Annotated in this window: 25 protein-coding genes; 14 read left to right on the forward strand and 11 right to left on the reverse strand. The window is 64.5% G+C overall.

Annotation, left to right across the window (positions count from 1 at the left end):
- The first annotated feature begins 127 nt into the window (after positions 1-127).
- The 6 genes from JGU71_RS01355 to JGU71_RS01380 all read left to right on the forward strand — a co-directional run bounded on the left by JGU71_RS01355 (position 128) and on the right by JGU71_RS01380 (position 5963).
- Positions 128-1369, forward strand: a complete 1242-nt coding sequence (locus JGU71_RS01355) for an AAA family ATPase (protein WP_199701235.1) — start codon at positions 128-130, stop codon at positions 1367-1369.
- A complete protein-coding gene (locus tag JGU71_RS01360; RefSeq protein ID WP_199701237.1) occupies positions 1366-2316 on the forward strand; it encodes a DUF58 domain-containing protein in 951 nt (316 codons plus the stop codon). Before JGU71_RS01355 ends, JGU71_RS01360 begins: the two co-directional genes overlap by 4 nt.
- The gene (locus JGU71_RS01365) at positions 2313-3317 is read left to right on the forward strand and encodes a VWA domain-containing protein (protein ID WP_199701239.1); all 1005 of its coding nucleotides are present in this window, start codon (positions 2313-2315) and stop codon (positions 3315-3317) included. Before JGU71_RS01360 ends, JGU71_RS01365 begins: the two co-directional genes overlap by 4 nt.
- Positions 3318-3361: 44 nt before the next feature.
- Positions 3362-4075 carry a 3-oxoacyl-ACP reductase FabG1 gene (fabG1, locus tag JGU71_RS01370; protein ID WP_199701240.1) on the forward strand — a complete coding sequence of 238 codons (714 nt, stop codon included), beginning with the start codon at positions 3362-3364 and terminating at the stop codon, positions 4073-4075.
- Positions 4076-4129: 54 nt separating this feature from the next.
- Positions 4130-4927, forward strand: coding sequence for an NADH-dependent enoyl-ACP reductase InhA (gene inhA, locus JGU71_RS01375; protein WP_199701241.1), 798 nt, complete (start codon positions 4130-4132; stop codon positions 4925-4927).
- Positions 4928-4991: 64 nt separating this feature from the next.
- Complete coding sequence (locus JGU71_RS01380) at positions 4992-5963, forward strand: ferrochelatase (protein ID WP_233528676.1); 972 nt, start codon at positions 4992-4994, stop codon at positions 5961-5963.
- 12 nt (positions 5964-5975) lie between these two features.
- On the opposite strand, the gene JGU71_RS01385 is transcribed toward JGU71_RS01380, so the two are convergent.
- Positions 5976-6791, reverse strand: a complete 816-nt coding sequence (locus tag JGU71_RS01385) for an Rv1486c family protein (protein ID WP_199701243.1) — start codon at positions 6789-6791, stop codon at positions 5976-5978.
- A 106-nt stretch (positions 6792-6897) separates the two neighbouring features.
- Here JGU71_RS01385 and JGU71_RS01390 point away from each other — a divergent pair, with 106 nt between their 5' ends.
- The 3 genes from JGU71_RS01390 to JGU71_RS01400 are packed head-to-tail and all read left to right on the forward strand — an operon-like array spanning position 6898 to position 9302.
- Positions 6898-7728 (forward strand): DUF3097 domain-containing protein, encoded by an 831-nt coding sequence (locus JGU71_RS01390; RefSeq protein ID WP_233528677.1) that lies wholly within the window; start codon positions 6898-6900, stop codon positions 7726-7728.
- A gap of 9 nt (positions 7729-7737) precedes the next feature.
- Positions 7738-8169 (forward strand): NfeD family protein, encoded by a 432-nt coding sequence (locus JGU71_RS01395; protein WP_199701245.1) that lies wholly within the window; start codon positions 7738-7740, stop codon positions 8167-8169.
- Complete coding sequence (locus tag JGU71_RS01400; RefSeq protein ID WP_199702760.1) at positions 8169-9302, forward strand: SPFH domain-containing protein; 1134 nt, start codon at positions 8169-8171, stop codon at positions 9300-9302. Before JGU71_RS01395 ends, JGU71_RS01400 begins: the two co-directional genes overlap by 1 nt.
- On the opposite strand, the gene JGU71_RS01405 is transcribed toward JGU71_RS01400, so the two are convergent.
- The 3 genes from JGU71_RS01405 to JGU71_RS01415 form a co-directional block, all read right to left on the reverse strand.
- Positions 9295-9810, reverse strand: a complete 516-nt coding sequence (locus JGU71_RS01405; protein WP_199701247.1) for a hypothetical protein — start codon at positions 9808-9810, stop codon at positions 9295-9297. The two genes, JGU71_RS01400 and JGU71_RS01405, sit on opposite strands and share 8 nt — an antisense overlap.
- Complete coding sequence (locus JGU71_RS01410) at positions 9807-10391, reverse strand: hypothetical protein (RefSeq protein ID WP_199701249.1); 585 nt, start codon at positions 10389-10391, stop codon at positions 9807-9809. The genes JGU71_RS01405 and JGU71_RS01410 overlap by 4 nt, the downstream gene beginning before the upstream one ends.
- Positions 10392-10457: 66 nt before the next feature.
- Complete coding sequence (locus JGU71_RS01415) at positions 10458-11141, reverse strand: TVP38/TMEM64 family protein (protein WP_199702762.1); 684 nt, start codon at positions 11139-11141, stop codon at positions 10458-10460.
- 164 nt (positions 11142-11305) lie between these two features.
- Here JGU71_RS01415 and mutA point away from each other — a divergent pair, with 164 nt between their 5' ends.
- From mutA to JGU71_RS01435, 4 genes are read left to right on the forward strand one after another with little or no spacing between them, the layout of a single operon-like run.
- Positions 11306-13228, forward strand: coding sequence for a methylmalonyl-CoA mutase small subunit (mutA, locus tag JGU71_RS01420; RefSeq protein WP_199701251.1), 1923 nt, complete (start codon positions 11306-11308; stop codon positions 13226-13228).
- Positions 13225-15477 carry a methylmalonyl-CoA mutase gene (scpA, locus tag JGU71_RS01425; RefSeq protein WP_199701252.1) on the forward strand — a complete coding sequence of 751 codons (2253 nt, stop codon included), beginning with the start codon at positions 13225-13227 and terminating at the stop codon, positions 15475-15477. The genes mutA and scpA overlap by 4 nt, the downstream gene beginning before the upstream one ends.
- On the forward strand, positions 15474-16457 hold the full coding sequence (gene meaB / locus JGU71_RS01430) for a methylmalonyl Co-A mutase-associated GTPase MeaB (protein ID WP_199701254.1): 984 nt from the start codon (positions 15474-15476) through the stop codon (positions 16455-16457). Before scpA ends, meaB begins: the two co-directional genes overlap by 4 nt.
- A gap of 46 nt (positions 16458-16503) precedes the next feature.
- A complete protein-coding gene (locus JGU71_RS01435) occupies positions 16504-17013 on the forward strand; it encodes an Rv2240c family protein (RefSeq protein ID WP_199701256.1) in 510 nt (169 codons plus the stop codon).
- A 70-nt stretch (positions 17014-17083) separates the two neighbouring features.
- On the opposite strand, the gene JGU71_RS29615 is transcribed toward JGU71_RS01435, so the two are convergent.
- Positions 17084-18568 carry a serine/threonine-protein kinase gene (locus tag JGU71_RS29615; RefSeq protein ID WP_233528561.1) on the reverse strand — a complete coding sequence of 495 codons (1485 nt, stop codon included), beginning with the start codon at positions 18566-18568 and terminating at the stop codon, positions 17084-17086.
- A 69-nt stretch (positions 18569-18637) separates the two neighbouring features.
- Between JGU71_RS29615 and JGU71_RS01445 the strand changes: the two genes are divergently transcribed.
- Positions 18638-20014, forward strand: a complete 1377-nt coding sequence (locus JGU71_RS01445; RefSeq protein WP_199701257.1) for an NAD-dependent succinate-semialdehyde dehydrogenase — start codon at positions 18638-18640, stop codon at positions 20012-20014.
- A 12-nt stretch (positions 20015-20026) separates the two neighbouring features.
- Here the strand turns inward: JGU71_RS01445 and JGU71_RS01450 are convergent, their stop codons facing one another.
- Genes JGU71_RS01450 through JGU71_RS01475 form a run of 6 tightly spaced genes read right to left on the reverse strand, consistent with a single transcriptional unit; the run spans position 20027 to position 26592 of the window.
- Positions 20027-20905 carry an amidohydrolase family protein gene (locus tag JGU71_RS01450; RefSeq protein WP_199701258.1) on the reverse strand — a complete coding sequence of 293 codons (879 nt, stop codon included), beginning with the start codon at positions 20903-20905 and terminating at the stop codon, positions 20027-20029.
- The gene (locus JGU71_RS01455) at positions 20902-21945 is read right to left on the reverse strand and encodes a nucleoside hydrolase (RefSeq protein WP_199701259.1); all 1044 of its coding nucleotides are present in this window, start codon (positions 21943-21945) and stop codon (positions 20902-20904) included. The genes JGU71_RS01450 and JGU71_RS01455 overlap by 4 nt, the downstream gene beginning before the upstream one ends.
- Positions 21946-21948: 3 nt before the next feature.
- Positions 21949-23193 carry a CoA transferase gene (locus JGU71_RS01460; RefSeq protein WP_199701260.1) on the reverse strand — a complete coding sequence of 415 codons (1245 nt, stop codon included), beginning with the start codon at positions 23191-23193 and terminating at the stop codon, positions 21949-21951.
- 4 nt (positions 23194-23197) lie between these two features.
- Entirely contained in the window at positions 23198-23575 is a 378-nt protein-coding gene (locus tag JGU71_RS01465) for a DUF2784 domain-containing protein (protein WP_199701261.1), read from the reverse strand.
- A 25-nt stretch (positions 23576-23600) separates the two neighbouring features.
- The gene (locus JGU71_RS01470; protein WP_199701262.1) at positions 23601-25094 is read right to left on the reverse strand and encodes a glutamate-cysteine ligase family protein; all 1494 of its coding nucleotides are present in this window, start codon (positions 25092-25094) and stop codon (positions 23601-23603) included.
- 31 nt (positions 25095-25125) lie between these two features.
- Positions 25126-26592: an SDR family NAD(P)-dependent oxidoreductase gene (locus JGU71_RS01475; protein WP_199701267.1), complete on the reverse strand. Its 1467-nt coding sequence runs from the start codon at positions 26590-26592 to the stop codon at positions 25126-25128.
- Between the last annotated feature and the right edge of the window lie 87 nt (positions 26593-26679).

Below are 26679 nucleotides of genomic sequence, written 5' to 3' on the forward strand. Positions count from 1 at the left end.
GCGCGTTCGTGACATGCCCGACGACCTGCCTTGGACAAACCCGTTACGGCGCAATCGCCGGACACCTGGAATAGTTGTGTCGGGTAGCTGATTCGAGCACGATTCCTAGGTTGAAAGCGGTGGATTCTTGGTGACCTCATCCGACGGTGCTGCGTCGAGCCTCGCAACGGACGTCCAGATCCTCGAGAAAGCGATCTACGAGGTCAAGCGTGTGATCGTCGGTCAGGACCGACTGGTCGAACGTCTTCTCGTAGGTGTACTCGCTCGCGGCCACGTGCTCCTGGAAGGTGTCCCCGGCATCGCCAAGACCTTGGCGGTCGAGACGTTCGCGACTGTCGTCGGTGGCTCGTTCTCGCGCGTGCAGTTCACGCCCGACCTCGTTCCGACCGACCTGATCGGTACGCGGATCTACCGGCAGGGTCGCGAAGAGTTCGACACCGAGCTCGGCCCGGTCGTCGCGAACTTCGTCCTCGCAGACGAGATCAACCGTGCGCCTGCGAAGGTGCAGTCCGCGTTGCTCGAGGTGATGGCGGAGCGGCACGTGTCGATCGGTGGCAAGACCTATCCGATGCCGAGTCCCTTCCTCGTCATGGCCACGCAGAACCCGATCGAATCCGAGGGTGTCTACCCGCTCCCCGAAGCGCAACGCGACCGCTTTCTCTTCAAGGTGCTCGTCGACTACCCGTCGGTCGAGGAAGAGCGCGAAATCGTCTACCGCATGGGTGTCGTTCCGCCCGTTGCGAAGCCGATCCTCAACCCGGCCGAGGTCGTGCGGTTGCAGAAGGTCGCCAGCGAGGTGTTCGTCCACCACGCGCTCGTCGACTACGTGGTTCGGGTCATCTCCGCGACCCGTAATCCGGCGCAGTTCGGCCTCGACGATGTGGCGGGCTGGATCTCCTACGGCGCTTCGCCGCGCGCGAGCTTGGGCATCATCGCCGCATCACGTGCACTCGCACTGATTCGCGGGCGCGACTACGTCGTACCGCAGGACGTCCTCGAGGTCATCCCCGACGTGCTTCGGCACCGCCTGGTGCTGTCCTACGACGCCCTCGCAGACGAGGTGTCCCCCGAGGACATCATCACGAAGATTCTGCAAACGGTCGGCCTGCCGCAGGTGGCCGCACAGCCGATCGCGGCCCAGCCGCACGCGCCCGCACCGCAGGGTCCGCCGCAGCCACACGTACCGGGTCCGCCGCAGCAGGGTCAGCCCCAGCAGGGACCTCCGCAGCAAGGTCAGCCTCAGCAAGGACCGCCGCAGCAGCAGGGTCAACCCGTGCCTCCGGCTGGATCCCAACAGCAAGGACCACAGCCGGGTAGTGCACCCGGTGGCGGTCCGGCGCCGTCGACGTCCCTCACCAAGTCGCAGTGACGGCGAATACTCCGCCGTCTTTTCGCTCGGGAAATCTCGACGACCCGAGACTTTCAGCAGCGCTGAAAACGCTCGAACTGACAGTTCGTCGCCGGTTGGACGGCGTGCTGCACGGTGACCATCAAGGTCTGATTCCCGGACCGGGCTCCGAACCAGGCGACGCCCGGCTCTACCAACCGGGTGACGATGTGCGGCAGATGGATTGGTCGGTCACCGCCCGCACGACCCATCCACATGTGCGGCAGATGGTTGCCGATCGTGAGCTCGAAACGTGGATCGTCGCGGACCTCTCGGCGAGCCTCGATTTCGGAACCGCCGACTGCGAGAAACGCGACCTCGTCATCGCGGCTGCCGCTGCGATCACCCACCTCACCAGCGGTGGCGGCAACCGGATCGGTGCCGTCGTCACCACGGGTGACAAGACGATTCGCATTCCGGCCAGGAGCGGCAGGATGCACGCACACGCTCTGCTGCGGAAGATCGCTGCGACACCACATGCCGAGGACGGCGTGCGTGGCGACCTCAAAGGTGGCATCGAATCGTTGCGTCGGCCACAGCGCAAACGTGGACTCGCCGTGGTGATCAGTGACTTCCTCGGCCCGATCGATTGGCAGCGGTCGTTGCGCGCAATCTCCAATCGCCACGACCTGCTCGCTGTCGAAGTGCTCGATCCGCGCGATCTCGAACTTCCCGATGTCGGCAACGTCGTTCTGCACGATCCGGAGACCGGACGCACGCGTGAATTCAACGTGAGTCCCGAACTGCGTGCCGACTTCGCCCACGCTGCACAACAACACCGAATCGACGTGGAGCAGACGTTGCGTAGTTGTGGTGCGCCGGTGCTGACCTTGCGCACCGATCGCGACTGGATATCCGATGTCGTCCGCTTCGTCGCCACACGACGCACGAGTTTCGGCGCACCAGTGAACGGGGCACCGCGCCAGTGATTCCTACGCAATTCACCGCGACGATCTGGCTTGCGTTCGGACTCGTCGTCGTTGCTCTCGCAATCGGCTACTGGCTCGGCCAACGCCGCAAACAACGCGACGTCATGCGGTTCACCAATATGGAGTTGCTCGAGAAGGTCGCACCCACCCGACCCAATCGCATGCGACACCTTCCGGTTGCGCTGCTGTTGATCGGTCTGCTGCTGTTCACCGTTGGAGCGGCGTCCCCGACGAAGGAACAGCGGGTACCTCGCAACCGCGCGACCGTGGTTCTGGTTCTCGACGTCTCGCTGTCGATGGAGGCAACCGACGTCAAGCCGAGCAGGCTCGCAGTCGCGCAGGAAGCCGCGAAGGATTTCGCCGACGGACTCACGTCCGGGATCAACCTCGGTCTCGTCGCGTTCGCGGGCACCGCGTCCGTGCTGGTGTCGCCGACAACGGACCGGGAGGCCGTCAAGGTTGCCATCGACAGGATCAAACTCAGTGAGCGAACCGCGACGGGTGAAGGTATCTACTCTGCCCTGAATTCGATCGAGACGCTCGGCGCGGTGATCGGTGGCGCCGAAGAACCGCCGCCGGCGCGGATCGTGTTGATGTCGGACGGTAAACAGACCGTTCCCGACGACCAGGACGTCAGCAATCCTCGGCACGCGTTCGTCGCCGCCCGTGAGGCGAAGGCGAAAGGCATTCCGGTGTCGACGATTTCGTTCGGAACCAGTTATGGAACGGTCGAGATACCCGACCAGGAGCGTGGCGGTACCGACCGGGTCGAAGTGCCTGTGGACGACGATTCGCTGCGGGAAATCGCGAACCTCTCCGGTGGCGAGTTCTATACGGCGTCGAGTTTGGAAGAGCTGACGGCCGTCTACGACACTCTCGAACAGCAGATCGGTTACGAGATAAGGCGCGGCGACGCGAGCAGGCTGTGGTTCCTGCTCAGCGGCCTTGTCACGGCCGCAGGCGTTGCGACTGCGCTTGTGCTTCGACAACGGATCCCGTGATCCCGATCTCCGTTCCGAAAATTCCAGACGATAGGTTGTTCGGTATGTCGAACCCCTCGCGCTCGGTCTTGGTCACCGGCGGCAACCGCGGAATCGGTCTCGCTGTCGCTCTTCGGCTCGCTGCCGACGGTCACAAAGTCGCTGTTACACATCGTGGCTCGGGCGTGCCGGACGGTCTGTTCGGCGTCGTGTGCGACGTCACCGATTCCGACGCCGTCGATCGCGCGTTCAAAGAGGTCGAGGATCATCAGGGCGCCGTGGAGGTGCTCGTCGCGAACGCGGGCATCACCGACGACACGCTGTTGATGCGCATGAGCGAGGAACAGTTCAGCCGGGTCATCGATGCCAACCTGACCGGCGCCTTCCGCTGCGCCAAGCGGGCGAACCGCGCGATGCTGCGGGCTCGCTGGGGACGCATGATCTTCCTCGGCTCCGTTGTGGGTATGGGCGGCGGACCCGGTCAGATCAACTACGCGGCGTCCAAGGCCGGTGTCATCGGTATGGCTCGTTCGATCACGCGGGAACTCGGTTCGCGCTCGATCACCGCGAACGTGGTTGCGCCCGGCTTCATCGAAACCGACATGACGGCCGAACTGGACGAGAAGTACAAGACGATGGCGCGAGAGTTCATCCCGTTGCAGCGTCTCGGCAAGGCGGAAGACGTGGCCGCTGTGGTCAGCTTCCTCGCCTCCGAGGATTCGGCGTACGTGTCCGGCGCGGTGATCCCGGTCGACGGCGGTATGGGAATGGGCCACTAGGCCGTTTCGGTTCGGCTCCCACAACACACTTTTCAACCGATCAGGAGACACATCATGGGCGGACTGCTCGAAGGCAAGACCATTCTCGTCACCGGAATCATCACCGATTCGTCGATCGCGTTCCACGTGGCGAAGACCGCGCAGGAGCAGGGTGCGAAGGTCGTGATCACGGGCTTCGATCGACTGCGTCTGATCGACCGCATCGCCCAGCGCCTCCCGCAGCCCGTGCCGCCCGCGATCTCGTTGGACGTGCAGAATCCCGAGCACCTCGAGACTCTTGCCGAGCGGGTGCGCGAGCATGCTCCCGAGGGCATCGACGGTGTCGTCCACTCCATCGCATTCGCACCGCGTACCTGCCTCGGTGCCCCGTTCCTCGACGCTCCGTGGGCCGATGTTGCCGTCGCACTGGAGGTCTCGGCGTACTCCTACTCAGCTCTCGCGAAAGCCCTGCTGCCGGTGCTGAACGACAACGCCTCGATCGTCGGTATGGATTTCGATCCGCGCACCGCGGTGCCTTTCTACAACTGGATGGGCGTCGCGAAGAACACCCTGGAAGCCGTCAACCGCTACGTTGCGCGCGAGGTCGGCGATCGTGGCATTCGCTCGAACCTCGTCGCGGCCGGCCCGATCAAAACGCTTGCGGCCAAGGCGATTGCAGGTACAGCGACGGGTGAGGCCACGCAGCTGAACCAGTTGAACACGGCATGGGACGCGAAGGCGCCGATCGGCTGGAACGTCGACGACCCGACGCCGGTCGCCAAGTCGGTCTGTGCCGTGCTGTCGGATTGGCTGCCTGCGACCACCGCCTCGATCGTCTACGTCGACGGCGGCGCCAGCCACATGGGCGGCTGAGCAGCAGGTGCCCGACGCCCTGCTTCTTCTCTCGTTCGGCGGTCCCGAGCAGCCCGACGACGTTATGCCGTTCCTCGAGAACGTCACTCGCGGCAGGGGAGTGCCACGCGCTCGCCTCGAAGCCGTTGCCGAGCACTACATGCATTTCGGCGGAGTCTCGCCGATCAACGAGCTGAATCGGCAGATCATCACGGCCGTCGAGGCGCAATTGCGTTCGGCGGCAATCGATTTGCCGGTCTATTTCGGTAATCGCAACTGGCATCCGATGATCGAGGACACCGTTGCGCAGATGCGCGACGACGGCGTCAGGTCGGCACTCGTCTTCCCGACGTCGGCGTGGGGTGGCTACTCAGGATGCAGGCAGTACCACGAGGACATCGCGCGTGCCCGGTCTGCCGTAGGTCCGAATGCCCCGCAGTTGGTGAAGCTGCGGCAGTACTACGACCATCCGCTGCTCGTCGCGTCGTTCGCCGATGCAGTCGGTGCTGCGGTGGCCGAACTACCCGCCGACCGACGTAACGGTGCACGACTGGTGTTCACCGCACATTCGGTGCCCATCGCCGCCGACGCCGCGGCCGGACCGCCGGAGGACGGCGGCAACCTCTACAGCCGCCAGGTAGCCGAAGCTGCTCGATTGGTCGCTGCCGCAGCAGGATTCGAGTCGCACGATCTGGTCTGGCAGTCCAGGTCGGGTCCGCCGCAGGTGCCGTGGCTCGATCCCGACATCTGCGACCATCTGGAAGCGTTGGCCGCCGACGGTACCGACGCGGTTGTCGTCTGCCCTGTCGGTTTCGTGTCCGACCACCTCGAGGTCGTGTGGGATCTCGATACCGAAGCCAGTGAGAAGGCCGCCGAACTGGGCATCGCGTTCGCTCGGGCGGGAACGCCGGGAACCGACCCGCGCTTCGCGGAACTGGTGATCGACTTGATCGCAGAGCAGCGTGGCGATATCCCGGTGCAGCGCTTGGGGATAGAACCGTCCTACGGGGTCGGTCGTGACGGCGTCAGTTGCCGAACAGGTTGCTGCGCACGGTAATCAGCTCGCTGATCACGCCCGCCGGACACCCGACCGTAGGCACGAGTCGAGCGCAGCGAGCCGCGCCGATCGGACGGCGTCCCACAGTGGACGAAGTTGATCTTGCCTGGCCGTGTCGATTGTCGCTGTGAGCGCATCCATTGCCGGTCCCCGTTGTGCGACAGTCAGAATTGCGGCAACCTGATCGGCGCTGTCGAGTACCCGCAGGGCGCGTGGTGTGACCGACGGCGGGTACGGGTGCCTTGTGTACTCGGCGAGTTCGTCCTCGATCGCGTCACGGGGATCCTCGTCACGTGATTGCGAGGTGACGCTTGCCAGCTTGGAGAGCGCGTCGGCGGCGGCACGCACTGCTTCGCGCATCGCGAACTCGGCTTCGCCGAGTGTCAGCTCGTTGCTTCGAACGTCGGTGATCGGCACGTCGTGCACGGTCCAGCACAGGGTGTCCTCGTCGGTCCAGCCAGGGACGAGGCCGGTGCCTCTGCGTCCAGGTTCGCCGACAAGGAGTCCTTCGCCTGCCTCGATCGCGTCCGTCGCGAAGGGTGTGCCGGTCGGCAGACCGCGGACGTCGCCGGGTACCGGGAAGAGGATCCGCATTTCACTCGACTGCGATGCCAGCGCTTCGCGAATCGTCTTGAGAAGCGTTGTTGCTCCGGTTCTTTCGGGTTCCGGCCACGGCAACCCGGTGCGGGCGGCGACCCCTGGATCGCTGGCAAGTACCAGTGTGTTCGGTGCCCAGGTTCCCAACGCCTCCAGGACGTCGTCGGGCGCGCTTGTGCCTGCCAGCCAGGAGCTGGCCCACACGGCGAGGGTGGCGCTTGGAGCACTCATAATGACCGAGCATAGGACGGCGTGGCGTGCCGCGCTCGGTGATGAGCATCGCTTAGCGTCTTTCGTTGATACGAAGGGATGTGCAGCGAACGTGACACCGCGGGATATGTACGGCGGGGACATTTTGTCCGGACACAGCAGGGCGCGTAAGGCAGTCGTGCCGAAGGTTGCGGCCGAACGAGACCTGGTCGTCGAGGACGCGGCAACAGGCTTCTGTGGCGCTGTCGTCGGCTTCGAACGGTCCTACGACGGCGAGTTCGTCCGGTTGGAGGACGGCGCGCGACGGACTCGTCTGTTTGCCATGCGCGAGGCGGCCTTTCTGCTGGAAGGCAAGCCGGTGACGCTCGTGCGACCGACGGCGAAGCCCGCTCAGGCAGCGCGGACGCGGTCGGCGTCCGGGTCGACCAAGGTCGAAGGTTTGCGCGCCCGGGTAGCGCTGCCGAGTCGGATCTGGGTCGAAGGTGTGCACGATGCCGCACTCGTCGAGCGGGTGTGGGGCCACGATCTGCGTGTCGAAGGCGTCGTTGTCGAGCACCTGGAAGGGCTCGACAACCTCGGCGAGCGACTCGCCGAATTCCAGCCTGGTCCAGGACGTTTGGTCGGAGTGCTCGTCGACCATCTGGTCACGGGCTCGAAGGAAACGCAGCTGACCAAGGGGCTGGGTCCGTACGTCATGGTGACCGGTCATCCCTACATCGACGTGTGGGAAGCTGTGCGGCCCAAGGCTGTCGGAATCGAAGCGTGGCCCAAGGTGCCGCGCGGTGAAGACTGGAAGACGGGCATCTGCACCCGCCTGCGGTGGGGGACGCCGCAGGAAGGCTGGCGGCGGGTGTATTCGGCGGTGAACTCCTATCGTGACCTCGAAGCGCCGCTGATCGGAGCCGTCGAGCGGCTCGTCGATTTCGTAACCGCTGGCGAGACCGGGGGATCTGGTTAGTCTTGAGTTATGGCGGCTTTGATCTGGTTGGTAGCGGGATTGCTGCTCGCTGCCGCGGAGGCGCTCACCGGTGATCTGTTTCTGCTGATGCTCGCCGGTGGGGCGCTTGCCACTGCCGGTGTCAGCGCGCTCACCGACTTTCCGGTGTGGGCGGACGCAATCGTTTTCGCCTTCGTGTCCGCGACGATGCTCGTGACGGTTCGCCCTGTGCTGTTGCGCCGGATGTCGTCGCGTCCGGCGCTGGCGATGAACGCCGATGCGTTGAGCGGCAAGCATGCGTTGGTGCTGGAGGAGGTCGGCGAACATGCGGGGCAAGTCAAACTCGACGGCGACGTCTGGACAGCCCGGCCGCTGGACGTCACCGAGGTGTACCCGCCTGGCACGACCGTGACCGTGATGAAGATCGACGGCGCTACCGCCGTTGTATGGAAGGGCCCGTGATGATTGCTCTGATCGCTTTGGCCGTGATCGTCCTGTTCGTCGCGGTTGTAGTGTACAAGTCGATTGCGCTTGTGCCGCAAGCAGAGGCTGCCGTCATCGAGCGGCTCGGCCGATATGCGCGAACGGTGTCGGGCCAGCTCACCTTCCTGATTCCGTTTGCCGACCGCATTCGGGCGAAGGTCGATCTGCGTGAACGGGTTGTGTCGTTTCCGCCGCAGCCGGTGATCACGCAGGACAACCTCACCCTGCACATCGACACGGTCGTCTATTTCCAGGTGACAAATCCGCAGGCCGCGGTCTACGAGATCAGCAACTACATCGCCGCCGTCGAGCAGTTGACGGTGACGACGCTGCGCAACGTCGTCGGCGGTATGACGCTGGAAGAGACGTTGACCTCGCGTGACGCCATCAACCGCCAGTTGCGCGGTGTGCTCGACGAGGCAACGGGCCGTTGGGGTCTGCGCGTTGCTCGCGTCGAGTTGAAGAGCATCGATCCGCCACCGTCGATCCAGGAGTCGATGGAGAAGCAGATGAAGGCCGACCGCGAGAAGAGGGCGATGATCCTCAACTCCGAAGGTATTCGCGAGTCGTCTATCAAGACGGCGGAAGGGCAGAAGCAGAGCCAGATTCTGTCGGCGGAAGGCGCGAAGCAGGCGTCCATTCTTGCGGCGGAAGGCGAGCGGCAGTCACGCATACTGCGTGCGCAGGGTGAGCGTGCCGCCAAGTACCTGCAGGCTCAAGGTGAGGCGAAGGCGATCGAAAAGGTCTTTGCCGCAATCAAAGCGGGCAAACCGACGCCGGAGATGCTCGCCTATCAGTATCTGCAGACGCTGCCCAAGATGGCAGAGGGTGACGCGAACAAGGTGTGGCTTGTGCCGAGCGACTTCGGTGACGCGCTCAAGGGCTTCGCCCGCAACCTCGGTGTGCCCGGCGAGGACGGTGTGTTCCGCTACGAGCCGACCGAGCCGGACGCGAATCTGCCACGCCCCGAGGACGATTCGGACGAGGTCGCCGGCTGGTTCGATACCCGCACCGATCCGGACATCGCGAGAGCTGTCGCGGACGCCGAGGCCATCGCGCGCCAGCCAGTGCAGGCGCTCGGACCGCTACACAAGCAGGACGAGCTCAGCTGAGCATGCCCCTGCCGATCGCACCGGCGGCGATTGCCCAGAGCACGCTGGTGAACGTGCCGATGATGAACTGCTCGGATGCGTGCGGTTCGCGTAGTTCGGGATAGCGGGCGAGACCTTTCACCGCAAGCACGATGGCCATACCTTCGGGCCAGCCTGCGAGTACCGCGCCTGCGATGGCTGCGCGTTCGAGTATGCCGATGATGCGGCCGCCTTTGAGCGGACCGCCTGTCGCTGGTTGCTGTGTTGGTTGCGTCGCATCGCGGCGGGCGATGCGAAAGGCGGCCGGTGCCAAGGGAAGACCGCCGAGCGCTGCCGCAACCAGGGTGAGGACGGCTGTCGCACCGAGAGCGAATCCGCTGACCTTGGTCGTCTCCGCGCCGGCGATCGCCGCGACCGCGAGCGCGACGAGTGCGGCTACGGGTGCCAGCCAGGCGGGAATCTTCTTCGGGCTCAAAGCTGCGGGCGCTACCCCGGCAATGCCGAGGAATACGAGCGCAAGGATCGTCATCGGTTGTCTGCCTCACCCAAGAGTCGTGCGGCGAGGGCCCGTGCTGGACCCTCGGCCTGCCAGCCGGCGGTGGAGAGCCGTTGCGACACGGCCTGTTTGCTGATCGCGAGCTTATCGGCAGCCTCCGACTGAGTTCGGCCGAGCCGCATCTGGTCGACGGCGGCGTGTCCCTGTGTCGAGCGTTTGGTGATGAGCAGTGCCAGCAACGTGAGGACTGCTTCGACATCCTCGGCGGCCCGGGTATCGGATCCGTTGACGGCAACGGCCGCCGGAGCGTTCTTGGCGCGGGTGACTGCGACCCGTGCTGCCTCGAACGCTGGTCCTCGACCTGCGCGCGTTTGCTGTGGCAGTGGTTCTTCGACCTCGCCGACACCGATTCCCACACTCCAGTGTCCATCGCGGACCAGGTCGAGTGCGATATCGACCACGGTCTCCGGGTTGTCGGTGACGCCTTGTATCTCGTCACCTGCCGTGCGTTCGAACGGTCGGACGAGCGTTCTGTCGGCCAGCGCCCGGAGTATGGCTCCAACTCGGTCGACGTCTTTTCGACTGCCTCGCTGGTCGATCGTCATCACGAACATGAGTCAAGGGTATTGGCTTTACATTTCAAAATCAAGCTTACAAACTTGACTTGTAGAAAGTAAGGCTCAGGGCTTGACCGCTGTAGGCGGTGTCGCCGGCGGCACCTCCGGTGCGCCGACCGACATTTTGGCATCGAGCACCAACCCGGCGATGCCGATGGCGATGCAGATGCCGGACAGGACCAGAAGGGCAGGATCGGTTCTGCCGGTGAGGGCGTCGCCGAGCAGGACGACGCCGACTGTGCCGGGAATCACACCGACGACGGTGGCGACCAGATAGGGAACCAGCCGGATCGAAGAGAGGCCACAGCAGTAGTTGATCACCGAGAACGGGATGGGTGCAATCAGCCGTAGCGATCCGACGGCGAGCCAACCCCGCCGAGCCAGATGCACGTCGACGGACCGAATGGCCGGATGCGTCAGCCGGGAGGCGACGCTGTCCCGCCCGACCGCGCGAACCAGTAGCAATGCGAGCGCCGCGCTCACCGTCGTCGCCGACACCGCGAGCAAAATGCCTGTCAGAGGCCCGAACAGCACGCCGGCGCTCAAGGTGAACACGGTTCGCGGAAAGGGTGCGACGGTGATCAGCGCATGGGCGACGAAGAAGACGAGGGGAAACCACGGGCCGACGGAATCGGCCCACCTGCGCACCTGCTCCACATCGGGATGCGGGAGGAGTGCGCCGACGACGAACAGGGCGATCACCGCGCAGAGGAGTAGCAACAGCTTCGCTCCGACCCCCGACTCCATCGGACTACGAAGTCGCCTGCTCACAAGGGCAAAGGCTACCCGCCGGTAGCTCGAGTCGAGGTCGGACGGCTGCAGAACGGCGGTTAGCATCAAGGTCGAACGTGACCACAGCTCGCGCCGGACTCCTACGAACGGGCTCCCTCGAGCGGAAAAGGACAGCATCAGTGTCGACCGCACAATCGACGGACTCACAACCGGCACCTCCGCAACCGTCGCGAGCCGCGGCGGACTACGCGGCATGGCAGCGCGCGGTCGCCGGCGTTCTCGCCAAGTCGCGACGGGTGGATGTCGGCGAACTCCCCGAGAACCCGGAAAAACTCCTCGACGTCCACACCTACGACGGCGTGACGGTCTCACCGCTGTACACGGTCCTCGACGAGCAACCCGAAACAGCACTTCCCGGTGTGTTTCCGTTCGTTCGCGGCCGAGATGCGCATCGTGACGTCAACCGTGGCTGGTTGGTGAGTGGGCGTTTCGACCTCGCCGATCCGGCGGAGGTGAACCAGTCGATACTGGACGCACTCGGCAACGGGGTCAGTGCGATCTGGCTCGGCGTCGGCAACGGTCGACTGCCTGCGGGACGCATTTCCGCTGCGCTGGACGAGGTGCTACTCGACCTCGCACCGCTGACCCTCGATGCGGGTGCCGACGTGGCCGAGGCCGCACGCGCGCTCTTCGCGGTGTTGGACGAACGCGCGGGCGCAGGCGACGGCGTCACCGATCGGACGTCCGTCACGGTCAATCTCGGTGCCGCGCCGTTGACGACGAGCTTCGCCGCGCGCTCGGGTCGCGAGATCGTCGACGTCGAGTACGACGATGCACTCGAACTTGCTGCGGCAGCTCACGATCGGGCCGAAACCGTCAGGGCGATCACCGTCGACGGGACCGTGTTCCACAATGCCGGCGCGAGCGACGCCGAAGAACTCGGTGCAGGCATTGCGGCGGGGCTCGAGTACGTCAGGAGCCTCACCGGAGCAGGGCTGACGATCTCCGCCGCGCTCGGTCAGCTCGAATTCCGTTATGCCGCAACCGACGACCAATTCCAGACCATTGCCAAATTCAGAGCAGGCAGACAGGTCTGGTCGAGGATCGCCCAGGTGTGCGGTGCGTCCGAATTCGGGGGTGCCCCACAGCATGCGGTGACCTCGGCAGCGATGATGACCCAGCGTGATCCGTGGGTGAACATGCTGCGCACGACTCTCGCCGCATTCGGTGCCGGTGTGGGCGGCGCGGACGCAGTGACCGTACTGCCGTTCGACGTTGCAGTGCCTGCCGGTTCGTTGGAGATCTCGAAGTCGTTCGCGGCCCGCATCGCTCGCAACACTCAACTGTTGCTGCTGGAGGAAGCTCACCTCGGCCGAGTACTCGACCCCGGTGCAGGCTCGTGGTACGTCGAAAGTCTCACCGGTGCAATCGCCGAGCAGGCCTGGGCGTTCTTCCAGGAGATCGAAGCTGCAGGTGGTTACCGTGCCGCGCTCGAATCCGGCGTGATCGGCGACCGCATCGCAGCGACCCGTGCCGCCCGCGAATCCGATGTGGCACATCGCAAGACCTCGATCACCGGAATCAACGAATTCCCGAACCTGGGGGAGAAGCCGTTCCCAGCCGACGCCGAGGAGCCGCTGCCAGGCGTGGCGCGCTACAGCGCGGCGTACGAAAAGCTGCGTGATCGCTCCGACAAGTACTTGGCAAGCAACGGTTCTCGGCCGAAGGTGCTGCTCGCGGCCCTCGGTCCGGTGGCCGAGCACAACGTCCGAACGACGTTCGTCACCAACCTGCTCGCCTCCGGCGGAATCGAAGCCGTCAACTCCGGACCGCTCGACCTGGCAAGCGTCCTCGATGTCGTCCGTGACGCGGGGGCAACGGTCGCGGTCCTGTGTGGCAGCGACAAGCGTTACGGCACAGACGGAGTACCCGCGGTGGAGGCCCTCCGCGTCGCGGGTATCGACACCGTTCTGCTCGCCGGACCCGAGAAAACATTTGCCGACGCCGAAGGAGCCGATCGCCCCGATGGTTTCCTGACAGCGCGCATCGACGCGGTGGCAGCTCTTTCGGAGTTGCTCGACACACTGGGAGCGACAGCATGACCCGCGAGGTAACGCACAGGATCGGCAGCTTCGCCGAAGTCCCGCTGCACGATCCGGACTTTCCGGTCGTGGGGCCGCCGACGCCCGAGCAGGTCGACGAGCACATCAACGCAGCGGCCGCGGCGAACAACTACAGCGCCGAGCAGGTCGTGTGGTCGACACCAGAGGGGATCGACGTTCGCCCGGTGTACACGAAAGCCGATCGGGATGCCGCGAAGGAATCCGGCTATCCGGTCGAAAGCTTCCCGGGCACAGCGCCTTTCCTGCGTGGCCCGTATCCGACGATGTATGTGAATCAGCCGTGGACGATTCGCCAGTACGCGGGCTTCTCGACCGCCGCCGATTCGAATGCCTTCTACCGTCGCAACCTTGCGGGCGGTCAGAAGGGCCTGTCGGTCGCGTTCGATCTCGCGACCCACCGTGGCTACGACTCCGACCATCCCCGGGTGCAGGGTGACGTCGGAATGGCCGGTGTCGCAATCGATTCGATTCTCGACATGCGGCAACTGTTCGATCACATCCCGCTCGGAAACGTCAGTGTGTCGATGACGATGAACGGTGCGGTGCTGCCGATCCTCGCGCTGTATGTCGTTGCAGCCGAAGAGCAGGGTGTCACTCCGGATCAGCTTGCAGGCACCATCCAGAACGACATTCTCAAAGAGTTCATGGTCCGCAACACCTATATCTATCCGCCGAAGCCGTCCATGCGGATCATCTCCGACATCTTCGCCTTCACCAGCGCGAAAATGCCGAAATTCAACTCGATTTCGATCTCGGGCTACCACATTCAGGAAGCGGGTGCGACGGCCGACCTCGAGCTGGCGTACACCCTCGCCGACGGCGTGGAATACATCCGTGCCGGGCTGGAAGCCGGCATGGACATCGATACCTTCGCACCGCGGTTGTCGTTCTTCTGGGCCATCGGCATGAACTTCTTCATGGAGGTCGCCAAGCTGCGTGCAGGCAGGCTGCTGTGGGCCGAGCTGGTCGCGAAGTTCGAACCCAAGAGCGCGAAATCGCTGTCGCTGCGCACACATTCGCAGACCTCGGGATGGTCGTTGACGGCTCAGGACGTCTTCAACAACGTCGCCCGCACCTGTGTCGAGGCGATGGCCGCAACCCAGGGCCACACACAGTCGTTGCACACGAACGCACTCGACGAGGCGCTGGCACTGCCGACCGACTTCTCCGCCCGTATCGCGCGTAATACGCAGTTGCTGTTGCAGCAGGAGTCGGGGACCACCCGCCCGATCGATCCATGGGGCGGTTCGCATTACGTCGAATGGCTGACCAACGAACTGGCCAACCGGGCACGCGCGCACATCGCGGAGGTCGAGGCTGCAGGCGGTATGGCACAGGCGATCGGCGAGGGCATCCCGAAGCTGCGCATCGAGGAGGCCGCCGCACGTACCCAGGCGCGGATCGACTCCGGCCGCCAGCCGCTCGTCGGCGTCAACAAGTACGTACCCGACGAGCCGGACACCATCGAGGTGCTCAAGGTCGAAAATTCGAAGGTGCGGCGCGAACAGCTCGAGAAGCTGGAACGGCTTCGTGCCGAGCGTGATTCGGCAGCATGCGAGGCGGCTCTTGCGGAACTGACCAGGGCGGCCGCCTCGAACGAGGGCGGGATGGAGAACAACCTGCTCGCCCTCGCCATCGACGCCGCGCGTGCCAAGGCTACGGTCGGCGAGATCTCCGATGCGCTCGAAAAGGTCTACGGACGTCATCAGGCCGAGATCCGCACCATCAGTGGCGTGTACCGCGACGAGGCTGGAAAGTCGAGCAATATGGCAAGCGCTACCGAACTTGTCGAGAAGTTCGCCGAGCAGGACGGTCGTCGTCCCCGCATCCTCGTTGCGAAGATGGGCCAGGACGGTCACGATCGCGGCCAGAAGGTGATCGCAACGGCGTTCGCCGACATCGGTTTCGATGTGGACGTCGGCCCGCTGTTCCAGACGCCGGAAGAGGTCGCCAACCAGGCGGCCGACAACGACGTCCACGTCGTCGGTGTGTCGTCGCTCGCTGCCGGCCACCTGACGCTGGTACCCGCACTGCGGCAAGCTCTTGCCGATGCGGGTCGTCCCGACATCATGGTCATCGTCGGCGGCGTCATCCCGCCAGGCGATTTCGACGCGCTCTACGAGGCGGGCGCCGCAGCGATCTTCCCGCCGGGAACGGTGATCGCGGACGCGGCGATCGGGCTGTTGGAAAAGCTTGGCGCGGCGCTGGGACACGACCTCACACGGTGACGAATCCGATCGATATTCCTACCCTCGCGCAGTCCGTTCGTAACAACGAGCGGGCTGCGCTGGCGCGTGCGATCACCCTGGTGGAATCGACTCGCAGCGATCACCGCGACCTGGCGCAGCAGCTGCTGCTCGAGCTGCTTCCCGATTCGGGCGGTTCGCATCGTGTCGGCATCACCGGTGTTCCCGGCGTTGGTAAGTCGACGTTCATCGACTCTCTCGGCATGCGCCTGATCGGTCAGGGACATCGGGTTGCGGTGCTCGCTGTGGATCCGTCGTCGACGCGCACCGGCGGGTCGATACTCGGGGACAAGACCCGCATGTCGCGCCTCGCCGTCGAACGCAAGGCCTACATTCGCCCGTCGCCGACCTCGGGAACCCTCGGCGGCGTAGCGAAGGCGACTCGCGAGACGATCGTGCTGCTGGAGGCGGCGGGCTACGACGTCATCCTCGTCGAAACCGTCGGCGTCGGTCAGTCGGAGGTGACGGTCGCGAACATGGTCGACTGCTTCTGCTTCCTGACATTGGCGCGGACCGGAGATTCGTTGCAGGGCATCAAGAAAGGTGTGCTCGAGCTCGCCGATCTGGTCGCGGTGAACAAGGCAGACGGCAAGCACCTCATCGAAGCGAAAGGCGCAGCCCGCGAATTGCAGGGTGCGCTTCGGCTGATCTATCCGCACGACGCCATCTGGACACCGTCCGTTCTCACGATGAGTGGGCTGGAGGAATCCGGGCTCGACGAATTCTGGGACACAGTCCTGCGGCATCAGAAAGTGCTCGAGGCCGCGGGGGAATTCCAGGAGAAGCGACGCCGCCAGCAGATCGACTGGACGTGGACGATGGTCAACGAGCAATTGCTCCGCCGACTCGCGAGCAGCGACAAGGTGAAAGCGATTCGGACGACCGTCGAGTCGCAGGTTCGCGAGGGTTCGTTGACCGCCGCGCTCGCGGCCCAGCAGATCCTCGACGCGTTCGACAGCTGATCGGGTCGGCTCGACAGGTCGGTCGGTCGCTGCTAGAACCGAAACAGTGACCAACTTTGCGCGGGGTGTAGCGGCGGCGGCGGCCGCCATGGTGGTCGGTGTCGTTGCGGGGTGCAGCGCCGAGTCAGGTACGCCGACGGCCAACGAGTCGGACGTCGCGAGCTACCGCCAGGAACGCGACGAGCAGCGCAAACAGGACGAAGAGGCAGCCAGGCAACAGGTGTGCGGGACGTTTCAGACGACCGCGCTTCGAGCGACCGACAAGTACAAGGCGATGATCGCCTCGAACGCCGTCGCCGGCGCCGACCTCCTCGTCAGGCTCGACGAGGCCAAGGCAGCATTGCGAGAGTCGGCCGACTCCGTCGACGAGGCTCTCGACCAGCAGGAAGATGTTCCCGACGCTGTCGTCACAGCGCTGCAGGAGTACGCGTCGGCAACGCGCACCCTGGCCGACGAGACAGAACGGTGGCCGACCGTCAAGACGGCCGATGCGCTCAATGCGGCGGCCGAGAAGCGGGACGGAACCAGTCGTACAGCGGCGAATCGGTGCGCCTAGGCGGCTTCGCCGCTCGTGAGTCTTTTCGGTGGTCCCGCCCTCCGAAAGGACGCACGAGCAGCTTGCTGCCTCACAGCGGCGCTACGTCGAACCAGGCTGTGACGATCTCGTCGCTGGTGTGTGCCGGCCAGGCCGCTTCCACCAGATAACTCGACTGCGGTGCGTCGTAGAAGCCGACGACGATGAACGGCACCTGGTTCTCGCCGACGTACTTGCTGATCTCGACGGAATTGCCGTAGCGACTCACCCGGTCGGCCGACGCGCTGCGCGGTAGCGAATCCTTCGCCTTGCTCGCTTCGGCCGCGTTCTCGTACGCGATCACTTTGAACTCGAGGTTGTCGCGGTCGATGCAGGTGACGGTATAGACGAAGTTGGACTGTGCGTCGGGATTCTCGCCGTGGAAGATGTTGCACGTTGCATCGTGAAAGCCTTTGCCGTTCTCGGTTGCGGGGAGCAACTGCGGGAACAGTTCGATCGCGGGCTGCGCGCGCGTATAGCCGTCGGCGGGAGAGCCGGTCGTCCCTGCGGACGTGGTGGTCGTCGTGGCCCGGGTTGTCGAGGTCGTCCCGGTCGCGGTGGTCGACGAATCGCCGGTGACGACGACGACCGCGCCGACGCCGACGGCCGCAACCGCAGCAACGCCGAGTGCTGCAGGTAGCAGCCACGGTCTGCGCCGCGCGGTGGGAACTGGAGTCGGCGGCACCGGAGCCGTCGCAGCACCCGCGAATGCAGCTGTGATGTCGTTGACGAAATCCCCACAGCGCCAATATCTTTGGTTCGGGTCCTTGGCCAATACCCGGGCGATGACGTGATCGAGTGCAGGCGGCAGATCCGGGCGAACCGCGCTCAATCGAGGCACGGGAGCAAACAGATGGCCGTGCATCACCGCCATCGGACTATCGCTTGCATACGGCGGCCGACCGGTCAGCAAATGAAAGAACGTGCAGCCCAACGAATAGACGTCCGACCTGGTGTCGAGCTCTTTGCCCTCTAGCTGTTCCGGCGAGGCGTAGACGAGCGTCGCGACCATGTCGCCTGCCTGGGTGAGCTGGGTGGATTCGTCGCGCGCTTTCGCAATACCGAAGTCCCCGAGCAGTACTCGTTCCTCAGGACCGAACGGCTCGGCGACGAGGATGTTGGCGGGCTTGACGTCGCGGTGGAGCAAACCGAAACCATGTGCGTAGTCCAAGGCCTTCGCGGTCTCCCGGACCAGGTGCACAGCACGCATGTCCGGCATCTCACCGCGTGCCAGCGCTGCCGACCCGTCGATCCCTTCGACGAGTTGCATCGCGATCCAGAGCTGTCCGCCTTCGCTGCCGCGATCGAGCACCGATACGAGGTTCGGATGATCGAGGCGACCGGCGAGCTCGGCTTCGCGCTCGAATCGGGCGCGGAAGTAGTTGTCCTCGGACAGCTGCGAGCTGAGCAACTTCAGCGCGATCATGCGAGGCAGACGGGGATGATGCGCCGCGTAGACAGCACCCATGCCTCCTCGACCGAGCAGGCGATCGATGACGAAGCCTGCAAAAACTTGGCCGCGAGTAAGTGTCTCCATCGGTGCTCAACGCTACCTGCTCGCCGCCGGAGTTGATTGAGACCGGCCACGCTGGGTAGTTCCCTTGATATGACTACGTACCAAACCGTCAATCCCGCCACCGGTGAAAAAGGCCGAGAATTTCCGACTCTGAACGAGGCGGAGGTCGCTGACGTGCTGACGCGGTCGCAGTCCGGCTACGAGGCCTGGCGCCACACGACGTTGGAAGAGCGCGCAGAGATGCTGGCCACGACCGCGGCGCTGTACGAGAAGCGAGCGGACGAGTTGGCTCGGATCATTTCCACCGAGATGGGCAAACCCATCACCGAAGCATTGGCCGAAGTCGAAATCTCGACGGCGATCTTCCAGTGGTATGCCGTCAACGGCATCGGACTACTCGACGAGGAATCACTCGATGTTGCGGGCGCGGACGAATCCGTCGTGCACAAACGCCCGATCGGACCGTTGCTCGGGGTGATGCCATGGAACTTTCCGTACTACCAGGTCGCCAGGTTCGCGGCGCCGAACCTGATGTTGGGCAACACGATTCTGCTCAAGCACGCAAGTAGCTGTCCGCAGTCGGCGTCGGTGATCGAGGAGATATTTCAGCAGGCGGGCCTGCCACGCGACGCCTACATCAACATCTTCGCTTCGACGGATCAGGTAGCTGACATCATCGCCGACAGCCGCGTGCAAGGTGTGTCGCTGACCGGCAGCGAGAAGGCCGGCGCCAGCGTCGCCGAAACCGCGGGCCGCAATCTGAAAAAGGTCGTTCTCGAACTCGGCGGATCGGACCCGTTCATCGTCCTCGACTCCGACGACATGGCTGCGACGGTGTCATCGGCAACCAAAGGTCGGCTGTCGAACACCGGACAGGCGTGCAACGGAGCCAAACGCTTCATCGTGCTCGCCGACGTATACGACGATTTCGTCGCCAAGTTGGTCGCGTCGTTCGAGGCGATCACACCAGGCGATCCGCTGGACGCGGAAACGGTGCTCGGTCCGCTGTCGTCGCAGACCGCACTCGACGACCTGCTGAAGCAGGTGGACACCGCCGTGACGGATGGAGCAACCGTGCTGACCGGGGGCAAGAAGATCGACGGGCCCGGAGCTTTCATCGAGCCGACTCTGCTCACCGACGTGACCCCCGACATGGCTGCGTACTCCGAAGAATTGTTCGGTCCGGTCGCGGTCGTCTACAAGGTCGCCTCCGCCGACGAAGCTGTGACGCTTGCCAATTCGTCCGCATTCGGGCTGAGCGGATCGGTGTGGAGCGCCGACCTCGAGCGCGCCCGTGACATAGCGGATCAATTGGACGTCGGCATGGCATTCGTCAACGAGCACGGCACGACGCTGCCGGGTCTGCCGTTCGGCGGGGTCAAGCGGTCGGGCTTCGGCCGCGAACTCGGATCGTGGGGAATGGACGAGTTCGTCAACAAGAAACTGGTCCGGGTGTCCGCGGCCTAGTTTCCCCGGCGACTACTCGACCCCGAACATCTCGGCCGCGTTGTCGTGGCAGACCGCGCGTAACCAGTTGTCGCCCAAGCCGAGCCGCGCCAAACCCTGCAGCGCGACGTCGTAACCGTAGGGAATGTTCGGGAAGTCGCTGCCGAACAGAATGCGGTCTTTCAAGTCGACCAACTTGGGCATCGTTTCGGGGCCGAGTGGAACCGTGTCGTCGAGAAAACCGGTGAAGACCATGGTCGTGTCCAGCCGCAAGCTCGGGTATTTCAGTGCGAGATCTATGAATTCGGCGTATTCGGGCATTCCCATGTGCGCGATGATCAGCGGTAGTCGCGGATGCCGTTCCAGCACTTCGGCAATCGGTTCGGGACCGGTGAAAAGGCCCGGTGCCGGACCGGATCCGCAGTGGATCACCGTTGGAATGCCCGCGTCTTCGAGCATCTCCCAGACGGGATGCAGCAGCGGATCGTTGGGGTGATACTCGCCGACCTGGATGTGCGACTTGAACACCCGGGTACCTGCGCTGATCGCTGCTTCGACGTAGCTGTCGACGAACGGCTCCGGGTAGAACGTTGCCGTTCGAAGACAATCCGGCGTGCGCTCGGCGAACTCGCCCGCCCATTCGTTCAGCCAGGCCGCCATATCGCGCTTGTGCGGGTAAAGCAGCGACGTGAAGGCGCGAATACCGAACGAGCGCAGGATCTCGACGCGCTCGTCCTCGGCGACGCGATAGTTGATGGGCCATGGCCGGCCAGTCATCGGTCCGGCTTGATCGAAGTAGGCCCAGACCTTCTCCATGACGTTGTGCGGCATGAAGTGGGTATGGACGTCGATGATTCCGGGCAGGCCGAGTTCGGTCCAGAATGCGGTGACCCGCTCGGTCTCGGTGCTCATATGGTCTCCGCTGGGTAGAGGGTGCGGGCATAGCGCCCGACGCGTTCGATGAGTCGGTCGAAGAAGACATCGGGATCGGTTCGTACCCCGATCGCGGCGTTCGGCGGACGACCCCACATCCCGGTGAGGTCGGCCACTGTCATTCCCCGCGTGAGGGTTCCGGTGAGTTCGACGTCGACCGTGGCAGGCCGGGTGACGAGCAGCGACGGGTCGAGGGCGACGGCTGCGGCAAAAGGGTCGTGCATGTGCGCGAGGAAGCCCTGATCGTAGTCGCGATGAAACTCCATGTAGAAGCGCACGGCATCGGAGAAGTGTCGAACGATCGGATTCGACGCACTCGAGCGGACGGTCCGCGCGTCGTCCGGCGATATCGTTTCCACCGGAACGCTTTCCGCGGCTGCTGCAAGCCGGGCGACGTGGGCAGGCAACATCTCGATCGTCTCGGTGATATCGAGCGAGCACACGATCGGACACCGGTCGGCAGGCAGACCCGAGAAGGCGTCGAACACCACTTTCGCGGCTTCGGGGTCGACCGAGATGTTCCACTCCGTGGTCGGAGTTGTGTTGCCTGCGTAGTTGAATGCCCCGCCCATGACGACAAGACGGTCGAGCAGTCGGGGGAGTTCGGGTTCGCGGTACAAGGCGATCGCCAGATTCGTGAGCGGGCCGGTGACGAGTCCTGTGACCGCACCGGGATGGGCTCGCACGGTATCTACCCAGAGATCGGCGGCGGTGCGCGTCGACAGGGTTCGCGCAGACTCGGGCAGGTTCGCGTAGCCGATTCCCTTGGGGCCGTGTGTCTCTTCGGTTGTCACCAACGGAATCACCAGCGGGCGTGCGGAACCGAGCGCGACCTCGATGTCGGGTGCCTTGCACACATCCAGCCAGGCCAGGTTGTTCGCCGCGACCTGCTGCGCGGACACATTCCCTGCGCTGCTTGCGATTCCGACGATCTCGGCGTCCGGACTCGCCAAGAGGTAGATCAGCGCGAGCGAATCGTCGATGCCGGTATCCACGTCGAGCAGGATCCGTTTCGCCATGTCCTACCCCCAGTTCCAGGTCGCGGCGTCGCGTCCCCACGGGCGTGCCGGGAACGCGTAGTCGTCGTAGTCGGCGGCTGCCGGGCGGGCCGTGCGCAGTCCGGCGTGGGTAACCAGGGTGTCGTCGCCGGGTTGTGTGGTGTCGGCCAGTTCGGCCGAGCGTGGTTGCGTGAGCAGCCAATTGGCAGTTCGAGCGAGCGCAGCGGCTACGGTGCGGCCGCGACCGTCGACGAGCCGCTCGGCCAGAGCATCGACGATCCCGGCGGCAAGGAAGTAGCCGGTCGCGTGGTCGAGGGCTTGGGCAGGCAGCGCGCCCGGCGTGTGCGTCCCCTCGATCAGCGATATCCCCGATGCGGCTTGCACGATGCTGTCGAAGCCACGCCGCCCCGCCCATGGCCCGATATCACCCCAGGCATTGACTCGACCGCTCACGATGCCCGGGGGCGCGACGAGCAACTGCTCGAGGCTTCCCGGTCGGTAGCCGGTGACAAGGGCGTCGGCGCTGGTCAGCAAGTCCCGCATGGTTTTTGCGTCGTCGTTCGTCCGCAGATCGAGCAGAGCGGAATGTTTGCCCTGCCCGACCTCGAGGTGCTGCCACTCGATCTCGGGTAGCCGTGGGGTATCGATGCGCAGCACCTGCGCGCCGAGCAGGGCAAGAGCGCGGGTGGCAACAGGTCCGGCGATGACCCGAGTGAGGTCGACAACACGAACGCCCGCCAGGGGCTGCGCGCGAGTCGGTGAACGCAAAGTTGTTGCAACGCAATCTTCTCGAATGTCGCTCTGTACCAACGGACCCGCGGCGGCGGCGACGCCAGGTTCCGACGCCGACCATTCGGTCTCGTCGCGAACCCGCACGGCGATCGCGCCGAGTTCGGCCGCATCGCGCTCGATGTCGTTCGCGGACAGCACACGAACGTGGGCCGCAAAGGTGTCCCGGTCAGGCTCCCCACCCAGCCCGACCGTCGCGAGCAGGCGAGCACGGTGGTGCGGATAGTTGGCGTGCGTTCGTATCCAGCCGTCTCGGGTCTCGAAAAAGCCTGACAACTCGGCGAATCCGGAGACGGGCCGCCCGTCGATGCGCATAAGCCGGTCGCCGAGAAACGAAGCAGCGATGCGGTCGGCCCGCTGGGTCGGCGATACAGGCTCTATGCCGACCGCGACACGATAGCGGTCGGCCGCGTCGGCGAAGGCGGAGACGGCTCGCGTAGCGAGGGACAGCACAGGAAGCCGCGCCGCAAGGTAGGCCACTCGCCTAACGTCCGACGGGAACGGCGCGTCCGCGAATACGTATCGCCACGAATCCGATCCAGGACACGAGCACAGCGCCGAGCACAAGAGCGCGTACGAGACCGATGGCACTGTCCGGATAGATGACTCCGGTCAGGTAGTGGTCGATGAATCCGCTCGGCGGCAAGCCTGCGATGCCTGCCTGCTCGCGTGCCCAGTTCTCCAGAACGGTTAGTGGGCAGACAATTCCGATCGTCACAGCGCTGAGACCCCACACTGCGGCGAGAATGTGCGGCACAATCAGGATGCGCCAGCGCCAGGCGAGAAAACCGCCGACGACGACGAAGACGAGGAAGGCGAAGTGCACGACGACGGTCGCGTCTGCAAGCACCCGATATCCCATGGTCCCCATGGTAGGCGCAGACGCGTCACCACTCCCAGGTGTGGACCGGTTCACCCGCGTGCATCTGGGTGATGTAGTCGTCCAGCATCCCCGCGAGTGCCACCTGCCTGCTGTCGCCCGCACGCTCACGAGCGACGACCGATTCGCGTTGCCACGTCGATCCGGATCGTCTGCTCACACAACGCGCTTCGATGACGCCGAGGTAGCGATCGCGAACTTCGGCATCGATGCCGTACGACGCAAGCCCTGCATCGGCCATCGGCAGCAGTCGGCGCAGCACAAGTTCCTGCGGATGCACCCACCCGACCTCCGGCCAATACAACCGCGAGTCGAAACCGCCGCGCGCCGCAGCATGCAGATTCTCCTCCGCTGCGTCGAACGACATCTGGGTCCAGACCGGACGGTCGGCGTCGACGAAGGCACGAACCGTGCCGTAGTAGAACGCGGCGTCGGCGAGGGTGTCGATGATCGTCGGGCCGGCGGGCAGGACCCGATTCTCCAACCGCAGGTGATAACGATCGCCTGCGATGTCGTAGATCGGCCGGTTCCACCGATAGACGGTGCCGTTGTGCAATTTGAGTTCCGCCAGCGACGGCGCTTCGCCGCGCGCCAACATCGCCTGCGGGTCCTCGTCGGAGCAGACCGGCAGCAACGACGGAAAATAGCGTGAATTTTCCTCGAAAAGATCGAAGATCGACGTGATCCAGCGTTCGCCGAACCACACCCGAGGACGAACTCCCTGGTTCTTCAGCTCTTGCGGGCGGGTGTCGGTCGACTGTTCGAAGATCGGAATACGCGTCTCGTGCCAGAGCGCTCTACCCGCGAAGAACGGTGAATTGGCGGCAAGCGCAACCTGAACGCCTGCCAGGGCCTGCGCCGCATTCCAATGCGCGGCAAAGCTTTCCGGTGCAACCTGCAGATGCAGCTGGACCGAGGTGCACGCGGCCTCCGGCAGAATCGTGTCGCAGATCGTCGACAGTTCTTCGCCCGTCCCGTCCGGCAGCGGGACACCGGAGATCTGCAACTCGATGTCTTCACCGCGTGCCGCGAACACCTGCTGATTGAGGAGGTCGTAACGAGGGTTCGCCGAGATCCACTTGTGCTCGAAATGCTCTTCTGTCAGGGTCGGCAGCATCCCGATCATCGCGAGTCGGCTACCGACCGACCTGGCGCGGGCGTCCGCCGAATCGAGAGATTTTCGAAGGTCCGTCTCGAGGTCCCTGATGTGCCGACCGCGCAGTGGGCGCGGGGCGACATTGATCTCGATGTTGTACTGGCCCAGTTCGGTCTGATAGTCCGGATCCGCAATCGCTGCCAGCACTTCGGCATTCGCCATCGCAGGCTGCATCGCGTCGTCGACGAGGTTCAGCTCGATCTCCATGCCGATCTTCGGCTCTGAGACTTCGAAATGACCGTCGTTCAGCATCGAACCGAGCGCCTGCAGACAGGAGTGCACCTTGGCCCGGAACCGTTGTCGGTCCTGGCGGGTGAATTTGCGTTCTTCGACGTCTACGCCCACACACCCGACCGTACCCAGTATGGGCACCGATCTACCAGGGCGAGGGTTCGAAGTCCTTGAGGAAGCAGCCGTGCAGGTCGTTGCCCTGTTCGCCTTGCACGATCGGGTCGTAGACGCGTGCGGCGCCGTCGACGAGGTCGAGCGGAGCATGGAAGCCTTCGTCCGCGAGACGCATCTTCGTCGGGTGGGGTCGCTCGTCGGTGATCCAGCCGGTGTCCACAGCGGTCATCAGGATGCCGTCGGTCTCCAGCATTTCTTTCGAACTGGTCCGCGTCAGCATGTTCAGTGCAGCTTTGGCCATGTTCGTGTGCGGATGGCCCGGCCCCTTGTAGGCCCGGCTGAACTGACCTTCCATCGCGGACACGTTGACGATGTATTTGCGGTGTGCGCTCGCGGCGGCCATAACCGGCCGCAGCCGTGAGACGAGAATGAAGGGTGCGACCGAATTGCACAGTTGCACCTCGAGCAACTCGACCGGATCGACCTCGCCGACGGTCTGCACCCAGCTGTTCGTCTCTGCGAGGTCGGGGACGAGGCCGCCCGCATCGATCGCGATACCCTGCGAAATCCGTTGTGGTGTAGCGGATCCGGCGACCAGTGCGAGATCTGTGACATCGAGGATCGACGCGAGCGAACTTGTCAGCGACGTCGGATGTGCCTGCATCGTCTTACCGAACGTGACGACCTGAGGGAGCACGCCGACGGGGAGGGGTCCGTTCTCGGCGTCGACCAGAGCGCCGTAGGAACCGGGGGAGCGTTTGACGGTCTGTGCCGCATTGTTGATCAGAATGTCGAGGGGTCCAGCTGCGGCGATGTCGTCGGCCAATGCGACGACCTGAGCCGGATCGCGCAGATCGATGCCGACGATGTGCAGACGATGAATCCAGTTGTCGCTGTCGGGCATTGCCTTGAAACGACGGACGGCGTCGTTCGGGAATCGGGTTGTGATCGTCGTGTGCGCGCCGTCGCGGAGCAGTCGCAGCGCGATGTACATGCCGATCTTCGCTCGGCCACCGGTCAGCAGCGCACGACGACCCGTCAGGTCGGTGCTCGCGTCGCGCTTCGATCGACCACGAGCAGCACAATCCGGGCAGAGTTGGTGATAGAAGACGTCGACGACGGTGTATCTGGTTTTGCAGATGTAGCAGGGGCGTGGGCGGATCAGCTCGCCTGCGATCGCGACATCGGCGTTGTCGGGGTCGGCCGATTCGAGCATTTTCGGCTTCAGCAGGATTCCGGCGGTCTCGTCGTCGATCCGGTCGGGTGATCCCGTTGCGGTGGCGGCGACGACGGCCCGGTCCGCGGCGCTGACCCTGTCGCGTGCGGCGATCCGCCTGCGGCGCTTGAGTTTTTTGAACATGTGGCCGACCGCACGTTGCACGACCATCGAATCGGGGTGGTCCGCGTCCAGCTCGCCCGCGTCTTCGAGGACGCGAATGCAGGTGGCAAGGTCTTGCGCGGAGATGGGGGACGCCGCAGTGGTTGGGTTCTCGGCCATTGCGTGCGGTGTTCCTCAGTGCTCGGGGACGGGGACGTGCGAGCCCCGATTGTCTCACGATGGGCCTGTGCGGCCCCAATCCGTGAG

The organism is Antrihabitans stalagmiti (genome assembly GCF_016482825.1).
Taxonomy (GTDB): domain Bacteria; phylum Actinomycetota; class Actinomycetes; order Mycobacteriales; family Mycobacteriaceae; genus Antrihabitans; species Antrihabitans stalagmiti.